The organism is Enterococcus sp. AZ071 (assembly GCF_050499065.1).
Lineage (GTDB): Bacteria > Bacillota > Bacilli > Lactobacillales > Enterococcaceae > Enterococcus_A > Enterococcus_A ferrettii.
Genome location: NZ_JBIPAS010000002.1, coordinates 391,444 through 407,981, shown reverse-complemented (window position 1 = coordinate 407,981; position 16,538 = coordinate 391,444). Strand labels below are relative to the sequence as shown.

Sequence of the window (16,538 nt, the reverse complement as noted above, 5' to 3'; positions counted from 1 at the left end):
CCATGGACCAGCAAGAACTTGTTTTTGCCATGCGTATTAGTAGATTGGCCGAAGACGATTATCTCATCGATTATCCTTTTACTGGAATGACAATTGCTGCGAGCGCGGAAACGTTAACGGAAGCAGTTGGGGTGGCGAAGAGCTCGTTGGAATTTACGCTGTTTGATATTTATGAAGCCAAAGAGCCTTTTCCAGAGATGGGTGAAGAGGCTCTTTCAGAGTTAGAAAAAACGAAGGAAGATCATCAATACATTACGTTAATCGCGACTAATTTGACGGCAATTTTGAAAAGGTTCAGCGAAGAACCGGTTAAGCGTATGGTCTCCATCAAAAAATATCAGGATTTCTATCTGAACAACAATAATATCAGTATTTCTAAATATGTGCAGGAAAAAATTGATCAGGATATTCAGAAAGTATAATATTGTTTTCTTTGCATCAAATGTCCTCTTTAAAATTGGAGGGCTTTTTTGTTTGTTCCACTATAACAAAGTTTTTTAACGATTAAGCATGCGCGCTGCACTCAAGGCAAGTAGGGAGACTTGATAGCGATGAATAAAAACAGTTAAGCAAACGAAAAGCTTCAGCCGAAAGTGAAGAAAGCAGCTTGAACTAGATGGAATAAAAGTAAATAAATCGTGTGCAGCGATTACGCGAAATTGAATAGGAAGATAAGTGGTTAATTGATGGTAATCACATAAATAAAGCGATCTAAGAGACAATCCCAGTTAAACTATACGTCAAGAAGTATATAGTTTAACTGGGGTTGTTTTACTGTTTCAATAATCATTCGGAAAATGAACCACAATGAACTTAACGACCTTATTGGTTTGATTATCCCAGTTGTGATCCAAGGTTGAAAAATAGTGAGCAGAGTCGCCAGGATACATCTGATAACTTTTACTATCCAGCTCCAGCGTAAGAATTCCTTCCAATACATAGACAAATTCTTCACCGTGGTGAGGATAGGAAGCAGGAAATTCACGATCCTCGTGAGGCATTATCTCAATTAACTTCGGTGCCATTTGTTTGTCCTCAGGAGCAGGGCTAAGCTTTTTGTAGATCATATTGTTTAAAATCCGCAGAACTGGTTGATCATAGCCGCGAATAATTGGTTCACTTTCTTCAACATCCTCAAAGAAATAATTGATTTTTACATCAAATATTTCGGCGATGTTTGACAGATGCTCCACTGCAATCGTGGTAATTCCTCGTTCAAATTGTGACAAAAAGCCGGTAGACAGGCCGGTAGCCTCAGAAAGCTGCTTCAAGGTAAAGCCCCGTTCTGTACGCAATGCTTTTACTTTATCTCCAATATTCATGGTGTTCCTCCTTGAAGTTATTACTATTAGTATAACGCAAAATACCCTAAATGCCTATGTGGTCACGCTCGTGAAAGAAAGCGCCATCAAAAAGAAAAAAATTCATTATTATGAAAAAACCGCTTGCAAAGATTTGCCTTTGTGATTATAATTACAAGTGAGTAGGAGGGGAATAACGTGAAAAAAAATCCGACCATTTTTAACATTCAAAAATTCTCTACCCATGATGGTCCAGGTATTCGAACAACGATTTTTTTCAAGGGGTGTCCCATTCGATGTGAATGGTGTCACAATCCAGAAAGCCAAGTTTTTGGTCCAGAGATTATGTTGAACAAATACGGAAAAGAAGAGGTAATCGGCAAAGACTATTCCATTCGAGAACTGGTTAAAAAAATCCAAGCAGACCAGATATTTTATGATCAGTCTGGTGGCGGAGTTACTTTCTCCGGCGGCGAGGTAATGGCGCAAGACATGGACTATGTGGTTGAGTTGGCAAAAGAATGTCAGCGTATGGGTATCTCGGTAGCGATTGATACATGCGGCGTGGCCCCTCAAAAAAATTACGAGAGAATCTTACCTTATGCCGACCTGTTTTTGTACGATTTAAAGTTCATAAATTCACAATTGCATCACCTGTATACAGGCGCTGGAAATGACATGGTTCTATCGAATTTACGCTATTTATCCGACCAAAAGGCAGTGATCGATTTGCGATTAATTCTGCTGGATGAAGTCAATGCAGATGAACAGACAGCGAGGAATATTGTGGGTTGGCTTTATGAACAAGGAATTCATGTGAGTGAAATCTCATTGTTGCCTTATCATGACTTTGGTCGAGACAAATACAAACGTTTGAACCGAGAATGTACCCAGAATTTTATTAAACCATCTGATGAACAAGTTGCGCACATTCAAAAAGTATATGAAACAGCCGGTTATCAAGTGACAATCGGTGGATAATAAAGAAGTACAGGAGGAAAAGAAATGGCTGAATTAACATTGGAACCAACGAGAAGAGGCAGTACTGAACGAATCAAGCGATTAAGAGAAATTAGTGAAAAAGAGTGTGAACCTAGAATTTCCATGGAACGAGCTGTTTTACTGACAGAAGCCTACAAGCAATGGGAAGGCAAAGTTTCAACCCCCGTTTTGCGTGGTTTAGCATTTAAGTATATTATGGAAAACCGGACAAACTATATTGAAAAAGGTAGTTTGGTTCTTGGTGAGAAGGGGCATGCACCTTGGGCAGCTCCAACTTTCCCAGAGTTATGTTGTCATACGTTAGACGATTTTGAGAATATGAACAATCGTGAAAAGGTATTCTTCAAAGTATCAGAGGAAGATCGCAAGATTCAAGAGGAAGTCATTATTCCTTATTGGCATGATCGAGCAATGATGACGCGCATGAATAAGTTATTGCCGGAAGAATGGCATTTATTGTTTGATGCTGGTTTATATACAGAATTCTTGATGCAACGGGGACCTGGTCATACAGTTGCAGACGGAAAAATGTATCAAAAAGGTTTCGCTGATTTCAAAGCAGATATCCAACGGGAAATTGACAACCTTGATTACAACAATGATATGGAAGCTTTAAACAAACGAGAAGAATTAGAAGGTATGAAGCTGGTTTGTGAAGCAATGATTATCTTTGGAAAACGTTATGCTCAGCAATGTCGGAATATGGCTGAAACAGAAACTGATCCAGAATGGAAAAAAGAACTGTTGGAATTGGCTGAAGTCTGTGATGTTGTACCTGAACATGCACCACAAACTTTCCGTCAAGCAATTCAAATGTACTGGTTTGTGCACATTGGGGTAACTGTTGAAATGAATAACTGGGATGCGTATTCACCAGGTAAATTGGATCAGCATTTAGAACCTTTTTATGAAAAAGACATAGAAGAAGGCCGTTTGACTCGTGAGGAAGCGCGGGAGCTTTTAGAAAATCTGTGGATCCAATTTAACAACCAGCCGGCACCGCCAAAAGTCGGAATCACGTTGAAGGAAAGCGGTACGTATACTGATTTCTGTAATTTGAATACCGGGGCATTGCGTCCTGATGGAACCAGCGGAGTTAGTGAAGTCAGCTATTTAATTTTAGAAGTAATGGATGAAATGAAGCTGCTGCAGCCAAGCTCGAACGTTCAAATTTCGAAAAAATCACCAGAGAAATTCCTGCGTGAAGCGTTGCGGGTCTCTCGTAAAGGCTGGGGTCAACCGGCGCTTTATAATTCAGAAGCTATTTTGAATGAATTGAGCTATTTAGGCAAATCTGTCGATGATGCGAGAGAAAGCGGGATTTGTTCAGGTTGTGTGGAAGTGGGCGTCGCTGGTAAAGAAGCGTATGTTCTGACTGGTTACTTGAATATTCCGAAAGTTTTTGAGTTAGCAATGTATCGCGGGTACGATCACTATACAGGCAAGCAGGTAGGGATTGATGTTGGCGATTTCCGCGAAATGACAACTTACGAAGAAATGTTTGATGCTTTTTATGAAGAATTGAAATATGTGGTGGACGTGAAGGTTGCCGGAAACAATATGATCGAACGGATGTACATGGAATTTATGCCCGTACCGTTGCTTTCAGTAATGAGCGATGACTGTATATCCGTGGGGAAAGATTACAACTGCGGCGGAGCTCGCTATAACACGAGTTATATTCAGTGTGTGGGTGTCGCAACTATCACCGATTCATTAGCTGCGATGAAGCATAATGTGTTTGATCAAAAAACGATGACGATGGCTGAAATGATTCAAGCTTGTTCGGATGATTTTGAAGGGCATGACGATATTTATGACATGGTTTACAATGAAACACCGAAATACGGGAACGACGATGACTATGCGGATGATTTGTTAAAAACAGTGGATGAAACCTTGCAGGATATCATTGCTGGCCGGCCTACACCAAAAGGTTCTAAAACGGTAGTAGAGTTCCTGCCAACCACTTGCCACGTTTACTTTGGTCAAGTGATGGAAGCTTCACCAAATGGCCGTCATAAAGGAATTCCTTTACCAGATGGGATTTCACCTGAAAAAGGAGCCGACCGCAACGGTCCAACTGCAGTAATCAAATCTGCTTCTAAGCTGGATCAAACCAAAACTGGTGGTGCATTGTTGAATCAGAAGTTTACGCCAAGTGTAGTTGCTGGAGAACAGGGAATTATTAATATGGCGTCGTTGGTTCGTAGCTACTTTGCACTGGACGGACACCATATTCAATTTAACGTTGTCAATCGGGATGTTCTGCTTAAGGCTCAAAAGCATCCAAAAGAATACGAAAATCTGATTGTACGAGTAGCGGGTTACAGCGACTACTTTAATAATTTGGAAAAAGCGCTGCAGGATGAAATTATTGCTCGAACAGAACAAGATTTTGGCTAAAAAAATCTGAGCCTAGAAAGATAACGGGAAATGCTTTCTAGGCTCTCTCTTGGGGGAAGGTAAGTATGAAACAAATCGTTTTGGTAATGCTGGTCCTTTTTATAGGCTTGCACATGAGTGTTTTAGGTCGGGATCTGTTTAAGAATAAGAGAAATCTTGGCAGCGGCAGTATGCCTGTTTCAATCGGGATTGGTTTTATTACTGATTTCTTAGATACTTTGGGCATTGGGGCATTTGCTCCTACCACTTTATTAATGAACTTGACCAAGCAGCTGGATGACGATCGCAAGCTGCCGGGAACGTTAAATGTCAGTCATGCGTTATCCTGTTTATTGGAAGCAATTATCTTTATCACAGTGGTAAAGGTGGAGCCGTTGACTTTGTTTTCTTTGGTTGCTGCTGCAACAGTTGGTTCATGGATCGGCTCGAAATTTGTTACTAAGCTGCCGGAGCAAAAGGTTCAATTTGTAATGGGCTGTGCTTTAATATTGACCGCAATCTTGATGGCCTTGAAACAAACTGGCATGATCAATATTTTAGGTGAAGGCAATACAGCGACTGGCTTAACCGGGATTAAACTGATAATTGGAATTGTGGGTAATTTTGGTTTAGGTGCACTAATGACGATGGGGGTGGGATTGTATGCCCCTTGTATGGCAATGGTGTATATGCTGGGCTTGAGTCCTTTGGTGGCTTTCCCGATCATGTCTGCTTCCTGCGGTGCATTGATGCCTGTAGCGAGTATCAACTTTATTCGAACAGGTGAGTATGCTCGTAAGGTAAGTCTGGGAATCACGATTGGCGGAATTGCGGGGGTAATTATTGCTTCGAAATTCGTTACAGGCTTAGATATTACGGTGTTAACTTGGATTGTCATCGTAGTGATTATTTACTCTGGCTTTACCTATATTCAAAAGAGTCGTAAGCTGGCGATTGCACAAAAAGCATAAAACTGAAAAAAGGGGATAAATTGTCGTGTTAAAAAATGTAGATGCAGTGAAAAAGGCCAATGTTTATTTTGACGGGAAGGTAACCAGCCGAACCCTTCAACAGGCAGATGGCAGTAAGGTTACTTTAGGGTTCATGTTAGCAGGTGACTATACCTTTAATACAAACGAAAAAGAATTAATGACTGTTTTACAAGGGGCAATGACGGTTTTGCTGCCTGGCGAAACGGAATGGCAAACTTTCACTGAAGAAGAAGAGTTTATTGTTCCTAAAAATAGTGCGTTTCAAGTAAAAGTAACGGAATATGCTGATTACAGCTGTTCGTATATTGCTGAATAAAGAAGCAACGTGGAATCAACTTGATTTTATAGATTGATTCAGCCTTTTTGATGGAAGAAGTCGCGGTAAGATGCGACTTCTTTTTTCTTGTATAGATTTTTTGTACCAATCAAGAAAAAGTCCACTCAAAATGTTGTGAAGTATGATAAATTAGACATAGACAAATTTATTGAGGAGCTAGTTAATGACAACCACCCAACTTCGATCGGGCAAAAGACAAGAAAATCCGATCTTTCAAACAATAAAAAGACTGGAATTTCCAGTCGTTTTCTTTTTAATTTTCGCAATGGTATTTGGTCTAATCTTCATCAAAATCATTCCACCGCTGCAGGCCCCCGATGAAGTCGGGCACTTAGTGAAGGCTGATGCCCTTTCCCGTTTTAAGGTGCGTCCAGAGACGCGTACAGGAAAGGCACCGAAAAAGGCTGATCAAACCTGGGGCTTTTATGGTTTTGAGGTTTCAGATGAAATCTATCGCATGAACGAATACGCCGTTCAAAAATGGGGAGAAAATGAAAAGTATCCTTATATGATTAAGTCAGATGGCGATAATTCGGATAAATTTATCGGAACCGGCGGCATGACCAACTACAGCTTTGTCAATTACATTCCGCAAATAACCGCGATCTGGGTGGGTAAGCTGTTTAATCAACGACCGCTGAATCAGTATTATATTGCCCGCTATTTCAATCTGTTTGCTTACATTTTTGTGGTGTTTGCAGCTTTAGCTATTTTCCCCTTTTCAAAATGGGGCGGGGCAGTAATTGGTCTCAATCCGATGGCTATGTTTTTAGCTTCTACGGTTTCTGGAGATGCCATGATTATTGCCGGCGGTTTTTTCTTTACGTCTTGGATCTTGCATCTTAGAAGCAAAAAACGAATCAGCTCGCCAGCTATGTTGATCAGTATGGTAATGATGATCGGACTGGTTTTAATGAAGCCGACAATGATTACTTTAGGGATGCTGTTTTTCTTGTTGCCCAATAAAGCTTTAAGTGTGCGAAGGAAAATTGCCTGGGGTATTTTGATTTTGGCTTTATCGATTGGTTTTTATCTGTGGTGGAACAGCTTCATGATTGATCAGCAAACGCTTTATCGTGATTTTTCTAACCCATCGAAGCAGGTGGCAGCCTTTTTCAAGGATCCGTCGATTTTTCTGACGAATTTTTATGATAACTATGTTTTAGGGATCAAAGGAGATTATATCACTCGGTCAGCAGTCGGAGACTTTGGTTTGTTGGATGCACCAATGGCAACCCACTGGATTATCTTTTACTTTTCAATTTTGATTGTGGCTTCCCTGCTGCAAAAAGAAGACGGTGGAACACTGGCTCTTTATCAAAAAGGAATTATTGTGCTGTTGCTGATCCTATACACCCTGCTGACTTTCTTTGCACTGTATCAAATCTGGAATCCAGTGAATGCCAAGAAAACCATTGAGGGACTTCAAGGCCGCTACTTTATTCCGGTTGGGCTAACTATGGTTCCGCTGTTCAGCAGCCATGGCAAAGGCTTGGATGTCAGCAAGCGTTCAATGAATATTATTTTAAGTATCAGCTTGGTAATCTTGTTTCTAGTTGCTTTATCCGTGTTAAATGAACGCTATTAAGAATAGACAGTCTGCTTTCGTTGCAAAATGAAGGCAGGCTTTTTTTCATGAAGCAAACTGTAAAAAAATTATTAGAGGTGCAAAAATTTTCAATCTGCATAATTTCTGATTTATATAAGGTTAATACAGAGAAGACACGTATGGGAAAGTAAAAAGGAGTAATAGAAAGCTTTTAAATCTCTAAAAAAATGACTTTGCTAAATAATTCCACCTCCCCCTTGTAAGCGTAAACTTTTGTGAATATACTAACATTAGTAGGGAAAGGGAGGATAGCATGTTTTTATTAAAGGCGGCAAAAATTATTATTGGTGATGGAGAAACAGTGATCGAGGATGGCGGTGTGGTTTGTCAAAACGATCAGATTCTGTCAGTGGGTCCTGCGAAAGAATTACAGGAAAAATATCCGGAGGCAGAGGTTCGAGATTACGGTCAGTCAACGATTCTACCAGGTTTAATGGATGCTCATATCCATTTGGGCTATTATTGGACGCAGCCAGATTTGCATCACTACAATGATTTTATGATTGCTTATTATGCACAAAAGCAAGCGGAGACCTGTCTGAAGAAGGGGGTAACAACGATTCGGGACTGCTGCGGTCCGCAATTTCTTTTAGAAACGCTGCGGCTGGCAGCGGAAAAAGGTTTTGTCAAAGCACCAAGGATTCTGCATACTGATCGTGGAATTTGTATTACTGGTGGTCATGGCCATGAGGATGGCATTGAAGAGGTGGATGGTGTAGAAAATATTCGTCATACCATTCGTCGTCAAAAACGTGATGGTGCGGATTGGATTAAGCTGTTAACCACAAACCGTGACGATATCTGTGAATTTACCCAAGAAGAACTGAATGCGGGAGTTGAGGAGGCCCATCGTTTGGGCATGAAATGTGTGGTTCACTCCGGCACGCAACCAGGAATCCAAATGTGTATTGATGCTGGCTTTGATACGATTGAACATGGCAACTTTTTAACGGTAGAACAAGGCAAACAAATGGCGGCAAATCAGCAGACTTGGACGCCTACGATGTTTGCTTATCATTTTCTGGCTGATTACAACAAGAAGGTACAAGAGGTGGGGATTGATCATTCTAATCAATCTACTGAAACCTACTCTCATCATTTAGATTTTTTTGAAGCTTCTGTTGAGGCTTACTCGAAGAATTTTAAACCGATCTATGATGAAGGAGTAACAATTTTAGCAGGGACAGATATGGTGATGCTGGAGGCGCCTGATGTGCCGATTGTTGAGGAGCTTGAGTTAATGGTTCGTTATGGTTTGACGCCACTTGAGGCGATTCAAACAGCTACTCAAAATCCGGCACGAGTTTTCGACTTAACCGAGGTGACAGGCCAACTTAAATCGGGCCTGCAGGCGGATATTTTAGTGGTATCCGGCGATGTTACCCAGGATATTGAGCAGCTGCGGAATGTACAGCAGGTCTTTTTGGCAGGGGAAGAGATGTAAGTGTGAGAACGGATCCCTTGCTTTTCAAGCGTTTGAGAGGAAAATAAGTTTACTTAATAAAGCATGAAGACAGGAAATGAGGTGTATTCGCTAAATTTCTTGTCTTTTTTGCTTTGATTTCTTATCTAGTACTTATAAAAAGGAGCTGTTAATGTTCATACATAAAAAATGTGTAAGATATAATGCAGAATTAATTATTTTTTCAATTAATGATTATCTGTGAAGGTGGAATTGAAGACAAACCAAATACGCACATTGGCATAAAAATAAATAGGTGTTATGTTACGTGGAGAGTGTACACGAGATTATTCTGCTTTTATACTGAAAAGAATCTTGTGAAGAATACCTATTGTGCTTCCTATTTCCTTTGATATAATAGGATTAATCAAGTTTTCATAATAAAAAATAGCATGAAAATAAATAGAGGATAAATTTGATTGTCAGCGAATGAAAATAATCATTATTGTAATTTATTCGGAAGGATCCCTCCTTTAATTCGATTAATTTTATTTATTATTAAGTTTGTAGTATAGGAGAAAATATCGTCTATTTATTAATTTGTGACAAAACAAGAAATTCTTAGAGAGGCCATTGAAATGCTACTGTCAGTTGATTTAAAAAGGCATGTTTTTTATACACAGATAAAGTGCTTCTACTGAGTTCAAAGGAAATTTGGTAGACAAGGACTCTGATATGAAATTAGGAGTTGTTTGTTGTATAAATTTAGATACGGTAATAGATAGTGTAAAACAATTACTGAGAGACTGAAGCGGACAAAATTTTTGTGATTCCTGCATCTAAAAGGGAAGTTTAATTGGATTCCTGACCTCTTTGCCATTATTAAGGTGATTTTTTCTGACACAAGAAGAATCAGAACCTATGCTGAAAAATAAATGGACAAATTTCTTAAACAATTGAGTGGACAGAAGAACAGCTTTTTCTGCACGCACTTATTTTTAAATGAAACAATATGCTTAGGGGAATCACGATAAAATAGTCATTTAATCAATAATCAACGATGTCGACAGGTTCTCTTCCTGTAGTTACTTCTTGGATATTGTTGCTTGTGTGTAGTTGAGAGGGAATCTATGGTTGAGGCAATGACTGTTCACAATCTAAAGAAAAGTTAGGTAGATAAGATGAAAGGTTTAATTTGTAAATACTGTGGTGGGAATCAATTTAAAAAAACAAAGAGAGGGTACCAGTGTTCTTACTGTCACGCAGAATATGATTTCGATGATGCACCAGTCACACCGAAGAAATCGCCTGTTCCAACTAAAAATACACGAGTTGCAAAACCTACGATAATTAGTCTTTTTCTCATTTTATTCGTCTTCAGTTTCATACTATTTTTTTCAGGAGAGAACATACCTGCAAAACAAGATGTGGAAAACCCAAATGATAGTCCCAAGTCAGATTATTCGTCAAGTCAATTAAGCAATCCGGAACGAGCTGTTCGAATCGCAGAGCTCTCACTCAACGATGAGGAAATTAAATTAGCTAAAGCCTCAGTTGCTGAATATGGCGGAGAGAGAACAAATGAGTTTGAAGAACGATTGGCTGAGGCACAAAAAGATCATGATATCGCAAAAAAGAAAAGAGTAAAAAAACCGCCTAAAAAAGATATGATCATCGAAGATCCTAATTCAGAGTTCGCGGTAACAACCTATTATCATGAAGCTGGTTTTCTAGTTGCTTATGGACCAGATTTTGAACAATATTCTACTGCGGATATTTTGCGAATTTGGGGACAGCCGGATGAAATCATCACAAATTCTGAAGCAATCCAAAATAATATTCGACTTGAATTTGATGATGAGAACAGACCTGTCAACTACGAAGCTAAATCCTTAAAGGAGCAATGGCAAACTGGACAACTTACTTGGAGAGAAGTTCAAGCTTTTATTGCATTTATTAAAGACAACTCTTATGCAGGGTACTCAAAACAATTCGTTTACGAAAAACAAGGAAAACCAAACGTTTATTTTAAGGATGATCGAGTGGGGTATGTGACACCGATCGTGCGCTACGTATCCTTCACCCGCTCGCCAGAAAAATATCCTCGAGAAGGGTTAGGAAAATACCCAGATGATTTTCCTGAAGAATATGGATCGGATGGGTTTTATCATGAAAAATAAAGAATGTATGAACTGTGGCAGTACGCAATTCCACCAAGTAAAAAATGGCTGGAAGTGCGAATATTGCGGCACAATTTATTTGAACACGAAAAAAAAGAGCACCGTCAATCAAGTTGATGAGTTGTCTACAGTTAAAAAGAAAAAAAACTTGATACATGTCAGTGCGGCAATTCCGATTATTATTATGCTGGTCGGACTATTGAGTTATTCAGTGTTTAGTAGCAATACTGAGAGTGTAATTCCCTATCAGCCAATCGAGCCAGGTGTCGAAGATTCTTCTACAAAAGGGGAGTTCCCTGAAGGTTGGACACAAAATATCTATGATTCTGTAAAAGTAGCTACCGAGAATTACGATGCTGACAGTGAAAAGTATTCTTTTGAAAATGGTTCAAGTTATGAAGAATTAGAAAAGTTGGTGGGCAAGCCCGATACTGTTACTAGCTGGGAAAAAGAATCCTATGGTATGCCGCCAAGATCGATGGCTACTTGGAATAAAACCAGTGATGGGGATTACGAGCCCCACTCTGTTACTGTTACTTACGATAAAGAGACACTGATGATTACTGATAAAAGTCATTACTGATTGTTAATGAACCCATTCGGTTTTTGTAATCCGTCAATTGTGAGTCTGTTATCAATAGTTGACTTAGTGGATTTTCTGTCTGATATCAAGAAGGTAAGACAAACTGCAGAACTTTGTGCTAACTATGTTAAGATGATTTTCTTTAATTATTCAGAACATAGCGACTTAAAAACTACTTTTGAGCACCCTCAATCGCACTTATTGAGGGTGTTTATCGGCATAAATCATTAAAGAAAAAAGAAAAATTGCTAATAAAGCTTCTTGAACCAAGTCTTCTTATTACATGAATCACATAGGTGTGACATATAATGAAAAACGAGGAGTTGGTTTTCATGAAAAAAAACTATCCGTACTGGGTCATTCCCTTGATGGCGGTTTTATTTATTTTGCCTAACCTGATTACCCGCGATATGATCGTTGGTTCGGATGCAGTTTTTCACTTCAATCGCTTTTATGATACAGCGATGCAAATTAAAAACGGAAATTTTGAATATTTTATTACTCTTTATGGTTTTCAGCAGTCGGGACGAATTGTCAATGCTCTTTACGGTCCGCTGTGGGCTTATCTAAACGGTTTGTTAGTCCTGATCGGTGGCAGCTGGTTTAGGTATCAGGTGCTGGCAAATTTTTTGATTTATTTGATATCAGGTAGTTCAATGTATTGTTTGCTGAAGCGGGCCGGGATTTCCAAGAGTTTGGCGGTTTCAGCGGCAATTTTCTTTATGACGACATTTTCGATTCAATACTGGATTCAGCGTCAGGGATTTACCAGCTGGGGAACGGCGGTTTTGCCACTGTGTCTGTTACCGTTATTGGATATGGTGGAAAAAGGCCGGATTCCAGTGGTGAAGCTGGCGATTCTGATGGCGTTGATGACGCAAATTCATTTATTTTCTAGCTTGCTGCTGGCAGGGATTTATGCCTTCTATTTTGTTTATACCTTCATTCGCAGTGAGCAGAAAATGAAGCTGATGAAGGACGTCAGTTTGGCGGTGCTGCTGTTTTTAGGGCTAACGGCGAATCTGTGGGGGTCGCTTTTCTATCTATACACCAACAATCAGCTGATTAGTCCTTTTGTAAACCAGCAAATGTCAAATTTTGCGGTGGACAGCGGTAGTGATTATTGGCTGTTTTATCCTTATACCTTTGTGCCGTTAATGGGCGCAATGCTGGCAATCTATCTAGTGAGTCGCAAGAAGATGACGCCTTTAATTCATTTGACGGGTGCTTTATCGCTGATTTTCTTGATTTTATCCAGTGATTTGCTGCCTTGGACAACCTGGGTGCAGAAGCAGGTTCCGTTTGTGTCGTTAATTCAGTTTCCGTTTCGTTTCTTTGCACCTTTTACTGTCTTGTTTGTTTTTTTCACGGCTCAGGTCTACAGTACAACCAATTGGCCCAAGCGTTTGAAGCAGATAATTCCGATGCTGGTGGTTGTGATTGGTGCGGTGCAGATTTTGTATACCACGAATCAGACTTTGCAGCGCTGGCACACTGAGCGTTACACTAATAAAGAAGGAATTCATACGTATGTTTATGGAGATGACCAGCAGGTTCGTGACTCCTTCTACAGTCGTGACTTGAAAAAGAGTTTAGAACTTTTGCAAAAAGGTACACCGGACTACTTGCCGGTTTATGAAGAAACTGGCCGCAACAATTACAATTTATACAAACAAAAAGTGGTTGATCCCAATCCGGATTTTCAAAAGATCGTGGCTGGTAATTCTTTAATTGTTAAATGGACACAGTCGAAAGCGGGACAAACGCAATTGCCAATTGTTCTGTATCATGGTTCGGGAATAGCGGTAAATGGTAAAAAAGTTTCGCCGACGCTATCTGAGATTGGCACGCCTGCTGTTCAGGCAAAAAGTGGAGTAAACAAGGTACGTCTGTGGTTCAATCCACCGTTTTACGTAGATGTGGGTATTTGGCTTGCCATACTGTTTTGGCTACTTTGTCCGGTTTATTATGTAGTGAAAAAAACAAGGCTCAAAAAAATGTTCAAGGCTTCTAATTAAGGAGCTTTGAACATTTTTTCATTGTAATGAGAGGAAAAAACGATTTGTGTCGAAGGATGGCCATACTTGAGGGTTTGATCAATAAAATCCTCTAATGAAGCCATCGAGTCTGTCGCAAATTTAACTAAATAACTGTATTTTCCAGCAATGCGATGGCATTCGATAACATCAGGATGACTCCAGCAAAACTCACGAAAGGCTTGGCAATTTATGGTTTCCATCAGAATAAAGACGTCAATCTTCTTCCCCAGCTTTTGATAGTTGATTTTGGTAGTGTAGCCCTCGATGATACCTTGTTCTTCTAGTTTTAAAATTCTTTCCTTTACTGAGGGATTACTTAAGGCGACCCTCTTAGAAAGCTCTTTTATCGGCATGCGGGCATTTTCTGCCAGTAGGTCGAGAATCTTCCAATCAGTTTGATCCATAGAAACCTCCTTTATTAAGGTGAAAAGGCTCTTTTACCTTAATAAATAAGGTGAAACACCCCTAATACCTTGTTTTGTACATGGAAGCAAGTATTTTTTCATTATATGCTATTAATAGAGGGAAGGAAAGGCAGGAACGAAAAATGACAAAAACATTATTATTGTTAGCGAATGGGTTTGAAGCGTATGAAGCAAGTGTTTTCACAGATGTTCTAGGTTGGAATTTATATGAGGGAGATGGTTCCACCGAGCTGGTATCGGTGGGACTGCATTCAGAACTGACTTGTACTTGGGGGCCGAAATGGATTCCCGATGTTCTGTTAGATGAAATCCAACTGGACTCTTACGATGCTTTGGCAATTCCTGGCGGTTTTGAAGAAGCAGGATTTTACACAGATGCGTTCAATGAACGATTTCTGACTGTAATTAGATATTTTGCAGGAGCGGGTAAACCGATCGCTTCAATCTGTGTGGCCGCCTTAAGTGTAGCCAAAAGTGGTGTTTTATCTGGTAAAAAAGCGACAACTTATACCTATCCCGGCAATCCTCGGCAAGATCAGCTGGCAGCTTTTGGGGTAGAGGTGCAGCATGGTCAGTCCATTGTTCAAGAGGGAAATATTGTTACTTCTTCTTCGCCAGCAACAGCTTTGGAAGTAGCGTTTTGGCTGCTTGAACAACTAACAAATCAAGAAAATGTTCAACAGGTAAAAAGGCGAATGGGCTTTTAGGTGAAGCTGCAAGGATAAAAAACTTCTCTAACCTGAGTGGTCAGAGAAGTTTTTTTGTTTAAGCGTTTCCGCGGCTTAGCTTCATTTTATCAATTTTTCGAGTATTTAAGAACCAATATTGATGGTGATCACCGACCAAAGCGGTGAAAGGTACAGGAACTTGGCCAGCTTCTTCAACCTTTTTGGCTAAGTACTCTTTTAGAATCCATGGATCTTCAATGGAATTTTGTTGAAGCTGAAGAATGCGGGTAATTTTTTCTGGTGCTACTTGAAAGTCTTCAGCAACTGCTTCAATTGTCAGATTTGCCAAAGACATATTTTCTTGGAATTCTAAAATAGTATCCAATTTTTGTTGTTGCGTTAATGACATTCCGTTCACTTCCTTGGAGGTAGTTTACTACGTTTTGAAAGAAATGTCGAAAAATTAGCTGACAAAAACCAGGCTTGCACATGCTGAATGGCTCTGCTAAACTTATAGTGATCGTTGATTAAAGGAAGTGCATGTAGTCCGGCGCACTAAGCATTACAAATAAAGTAAGCTAGTGAAACGTGGAAAAGCCATCTAAGACAAATAAACTGAAAAATTTCATGGTGAAATCAGTTTATTTGTTGTGTTTAGATGTTGGCTTTTTCATGTTTTTTTGCGTTGCTATTCTTGTATATCTAAAACCAATCAACGATCAACTACTAAAAAGGAGAATTTAAAAATGAATCTAAATAAATTAAGACAAGACATCCCTTTGTTCACGAAAAGCAGTGAGAATATTTGGCTTGATCCTTATGTAGCTAACCACATGCTGGCTGCTCATTTAAATGAGCAGGAAGACGGAGCCACTCGCAACAAATATTTTGTTGAAAAATCGGTGGCTTGGCTGACAGAAAAATTTCCACCAGAAGACTATCCAAAAGTATTGGATTTAGGCTGCGGTCCGGGAATCTATGCTGAGAAGTTTTCACGAGCTGGCTATCAAGTGACTGGGATTGATTTTTCCCAGAATAGTATTGACTATGCCCGACGATCTGCTGAGGAGGAGAACCTGCCGATTCGTTATATTCAGGGAGACTATACTAAAACTGATTGGCAGGAGGAATCCTACGATCTGATCTTTATGATTTATTGTGATTTAGGTGTTTTGTCCCATGAGAATCGCCGAATTATTTTAGAAAGGGCTTATCAGGCACTGAAGCCTGATGGTCGACTGGTTTTTGATGTGTTTACGCCTGTTCGTTATCAAGATTTTAAGCCAACTCAAATCTGGCAAATGGAAGAAAATAGTTTTTGGAGCCAAGAACCCTGTCTGCATTTGGAACGTACGGAAAAATATGGGTCAACCTATTTAGCAGCCCATCATTTGTTGAATGAAGAAGAGCAAAAGACTTTTTATATTTGGGAGACGGTCTTTACGCCGAAAGAAATGACAGAAGAGTTGCAGCGAGGAGGCTTTACCCAAGTCAAGCTTTATAAAAATATTGCCGGTGAGCCGTGGGAGGATAATTCCGATACCGCCTGCTTTGTGGTCAGTAAGCAGTAAAACTCTACGTTCCGTTGGTTGTTTTGCCGGTGGGAATCACGTAA

At 39.8% G+C, this 16,538-nt stretch carries 15 protein-coding genes; 12 read left to right on the top strand and 3 right to left on the bottom strand.

From position 1 onward, the window contains the following. Positions 1-2 precede the first annotated feature (2 nt). The gene (locus IGI49_RS20495; RefSeq protein ID WP_429965729.1) at positions 3-422 is read left to right on the top strand and encodes a hypothetical protein; all 420 of its coding nucleotides are present in this window, start codon (positions 3-5) and stop codon (positions 420-422) included. 357 nt (positions 423-779) lie between these two features. On the opposite strand, the gene IGI49_RS20490 is transcribed toward IGI49_RS20495, so the two are convergent. After that, entirely contained in the window at positions 780-1,322 is a 543-nt protein-coding gene (locus IGI49_RS20490; RefSeq protein ID WP_207704101.1) for a helix-turn-helix domain-containing protein, read from the bottom strand. 177 nt (positions 1,323-1,499) lie between these two features. Between IGI49_RS20490 and IGI49_RS20485 the strand changes: the two genes are divergently transcribed. The 9 genes from IGI49_RS20485 to IGI49_RS20445 all read left to right on the top strand — a co-directional run bounded on the left by IGI49_RS20485 (position 1,500) and on the right by IGI49_RS20445 (position 13,809). After that, a complete protein-coding gene (locus IGI49_RS20485; protein WP_207704100.1) occupies positions 1,500-2,282 on the top strand; it encodes a radical SAM protein in 783 nt (260 codons plus the stop codon). Between the two features lie 24 nt (positions 2,283-2,306). After that, positions 2,307-4,709: a trans-4-hydroxy-L-proline dehydratase gene (gene hypD, locus IGI49_RS20480; RefSeq protein WP_429965730.1), complete on the top strand. Its 2,403-nt coding sequence runs from the start codon at positions 2,307-2,309 to the stop codon at positions 4,707-4,709. Positions 4,710-4,774: 65 nt separating this feature from the next. Further along, complete coding sequence (locus IGI49_RS20475; RefSeq protein ID WP_207704098.1) at positions 4,775-5,659, top strand: sulfite exporter TauE/SafE family protein; 885 nt, start codon at positions 4,775-4,777, stop codon at positions 5,657-5,659. A 25-nt stretch (positions 5,660-5,684) separates the two neighbouring features. After that, entirely contained in the window at positions 5,685-5,996 is a 312-nt protein-coding gene (locus IGI49_RS20470) for a pyrimidine/purine nucleoside phosphorylase (protein ID WP_429965732.1), read from the top strand. 184 nt (positions 5,997-6,180) lie between these two features. Then, entirely contained in the window at positions 6,181-7,605 is a 1,425-nt protein-coding gene (locus IGI49_RS20465; protein WP_429965733.1) for a DUF2142 domain-containing protein, read from the top strand. A 274-nt stretch (positions 7,606-7,879) separates the two neighbouring features. After that, on the top strand, positions 7,880-9,070 hold the full coding sequence (locus IGI49_RS20460) for an amidohydrolase family protein (protein ID WP_429965734.1): 1,191 nt from the start codon (positions 7,880-7,882) through the stop codon (positions 9,068-9,070). Between the two features lie 1,139 nt (positions 9,071-10,209). Beyond that, entirely contained in the window at positions 10,210-11,208 is a 999-nt protein-coding gene (locus IGI49_RS20455) for a DUF4947 domain-containing protein (RefSeq protein WP_429965735.1), read from the top strand. Then, positions 11,198-11,791 carry a hypothetical protein gene (locus IGI49_RS20450; RefSeq protein WP_429965736.1) on the top strand — a complete coding sequence of 198 codons (594 nt, stop codon included), beginning with the start codon at positions 11,198-11,200 and terminating at the stop codon, positions 11,789-11,791. Before IGI49_RS20455 ends, IGI49_RS20450 begins: the two co-directional genes overlap by 11 nt. Positions 11,792-12,123: 332 nt before the next feature. Then, positions 12,124-13,809, top strand: a complete 1,686-nt coding sequence (locus tag IGI49_RS20445; protein ID WP_429965737.1) for a hypothetical protein — start codon at positions 12,124-12,126, stop codon at positions 13,807-13,809. On the opposite strand, the gene IGI49_RS20440 is transcribed toward IGI49_RS20445, so the two are convergent. After that, the gene (locus IGI49_RS20440; protein WP_429965738.1) at positions 13,806-14,234 is read right to left on the bottom strand and encodes an Lrp/AsnC family transcriptional regulator; all 429 of its coding nucleotides are present in this window, start codon (positions 14,232-14,234) and stop codon (positions 13,806-13,808) included. The two genes, IGI49_RS20445 and IGI49_RS20440, sit on opposite strands and share 4 nt — an antisense overlap. Positions 14,235-14,377: 143 nt before the next feature. Between IGI49_RS20440 and IGI49_RS20435 the strand changes: the two genes are divergently transcribed. Beyond that, positions 14,378-14,962: a DJ-1/PfpI family protein gene (locus IGI49_RS20435; RefSeq protein WP_429965739.1), complete on the top strand. Its 585-nt coding sequence runs from the start codon at positions 14,378-14,380 to the stop codon at positions 14,960-14,962. Between the two features lie 58 nt (positions 14,963-15,020). Here the strand turns inward: IGI49_RS20435 and IGI49_RS20430 are convergent, their stop codons facing one another. Continuing rightward, positions 15,021-15,332 (bottom strand): DUF2316 family protein, encoded by a 312-nt coding sequence (locus tag IGI49_RS20430; protein ID WP_429965740.1) that lies wholly within the window; start codon positions 15,330-15,332, stop codon positions 15,021-15,023. 337 nt (positions 15,333-15,669) lie between these two features. Between IGI49_RS20430 and IGI49_RS20425 the strand changes: the two genes are divergently transcribed. After that, entirely contained in the window at positions 15,670-16,494 is an 825-nt protein-coding gene (locus tag IGI49_RS20425) for a class I SAM-dependent methyltransferase (protein ID WP_429965741.1), read from the top strand. Positions 16,495-16,538 lie beyond the last annotated feature (44 nt).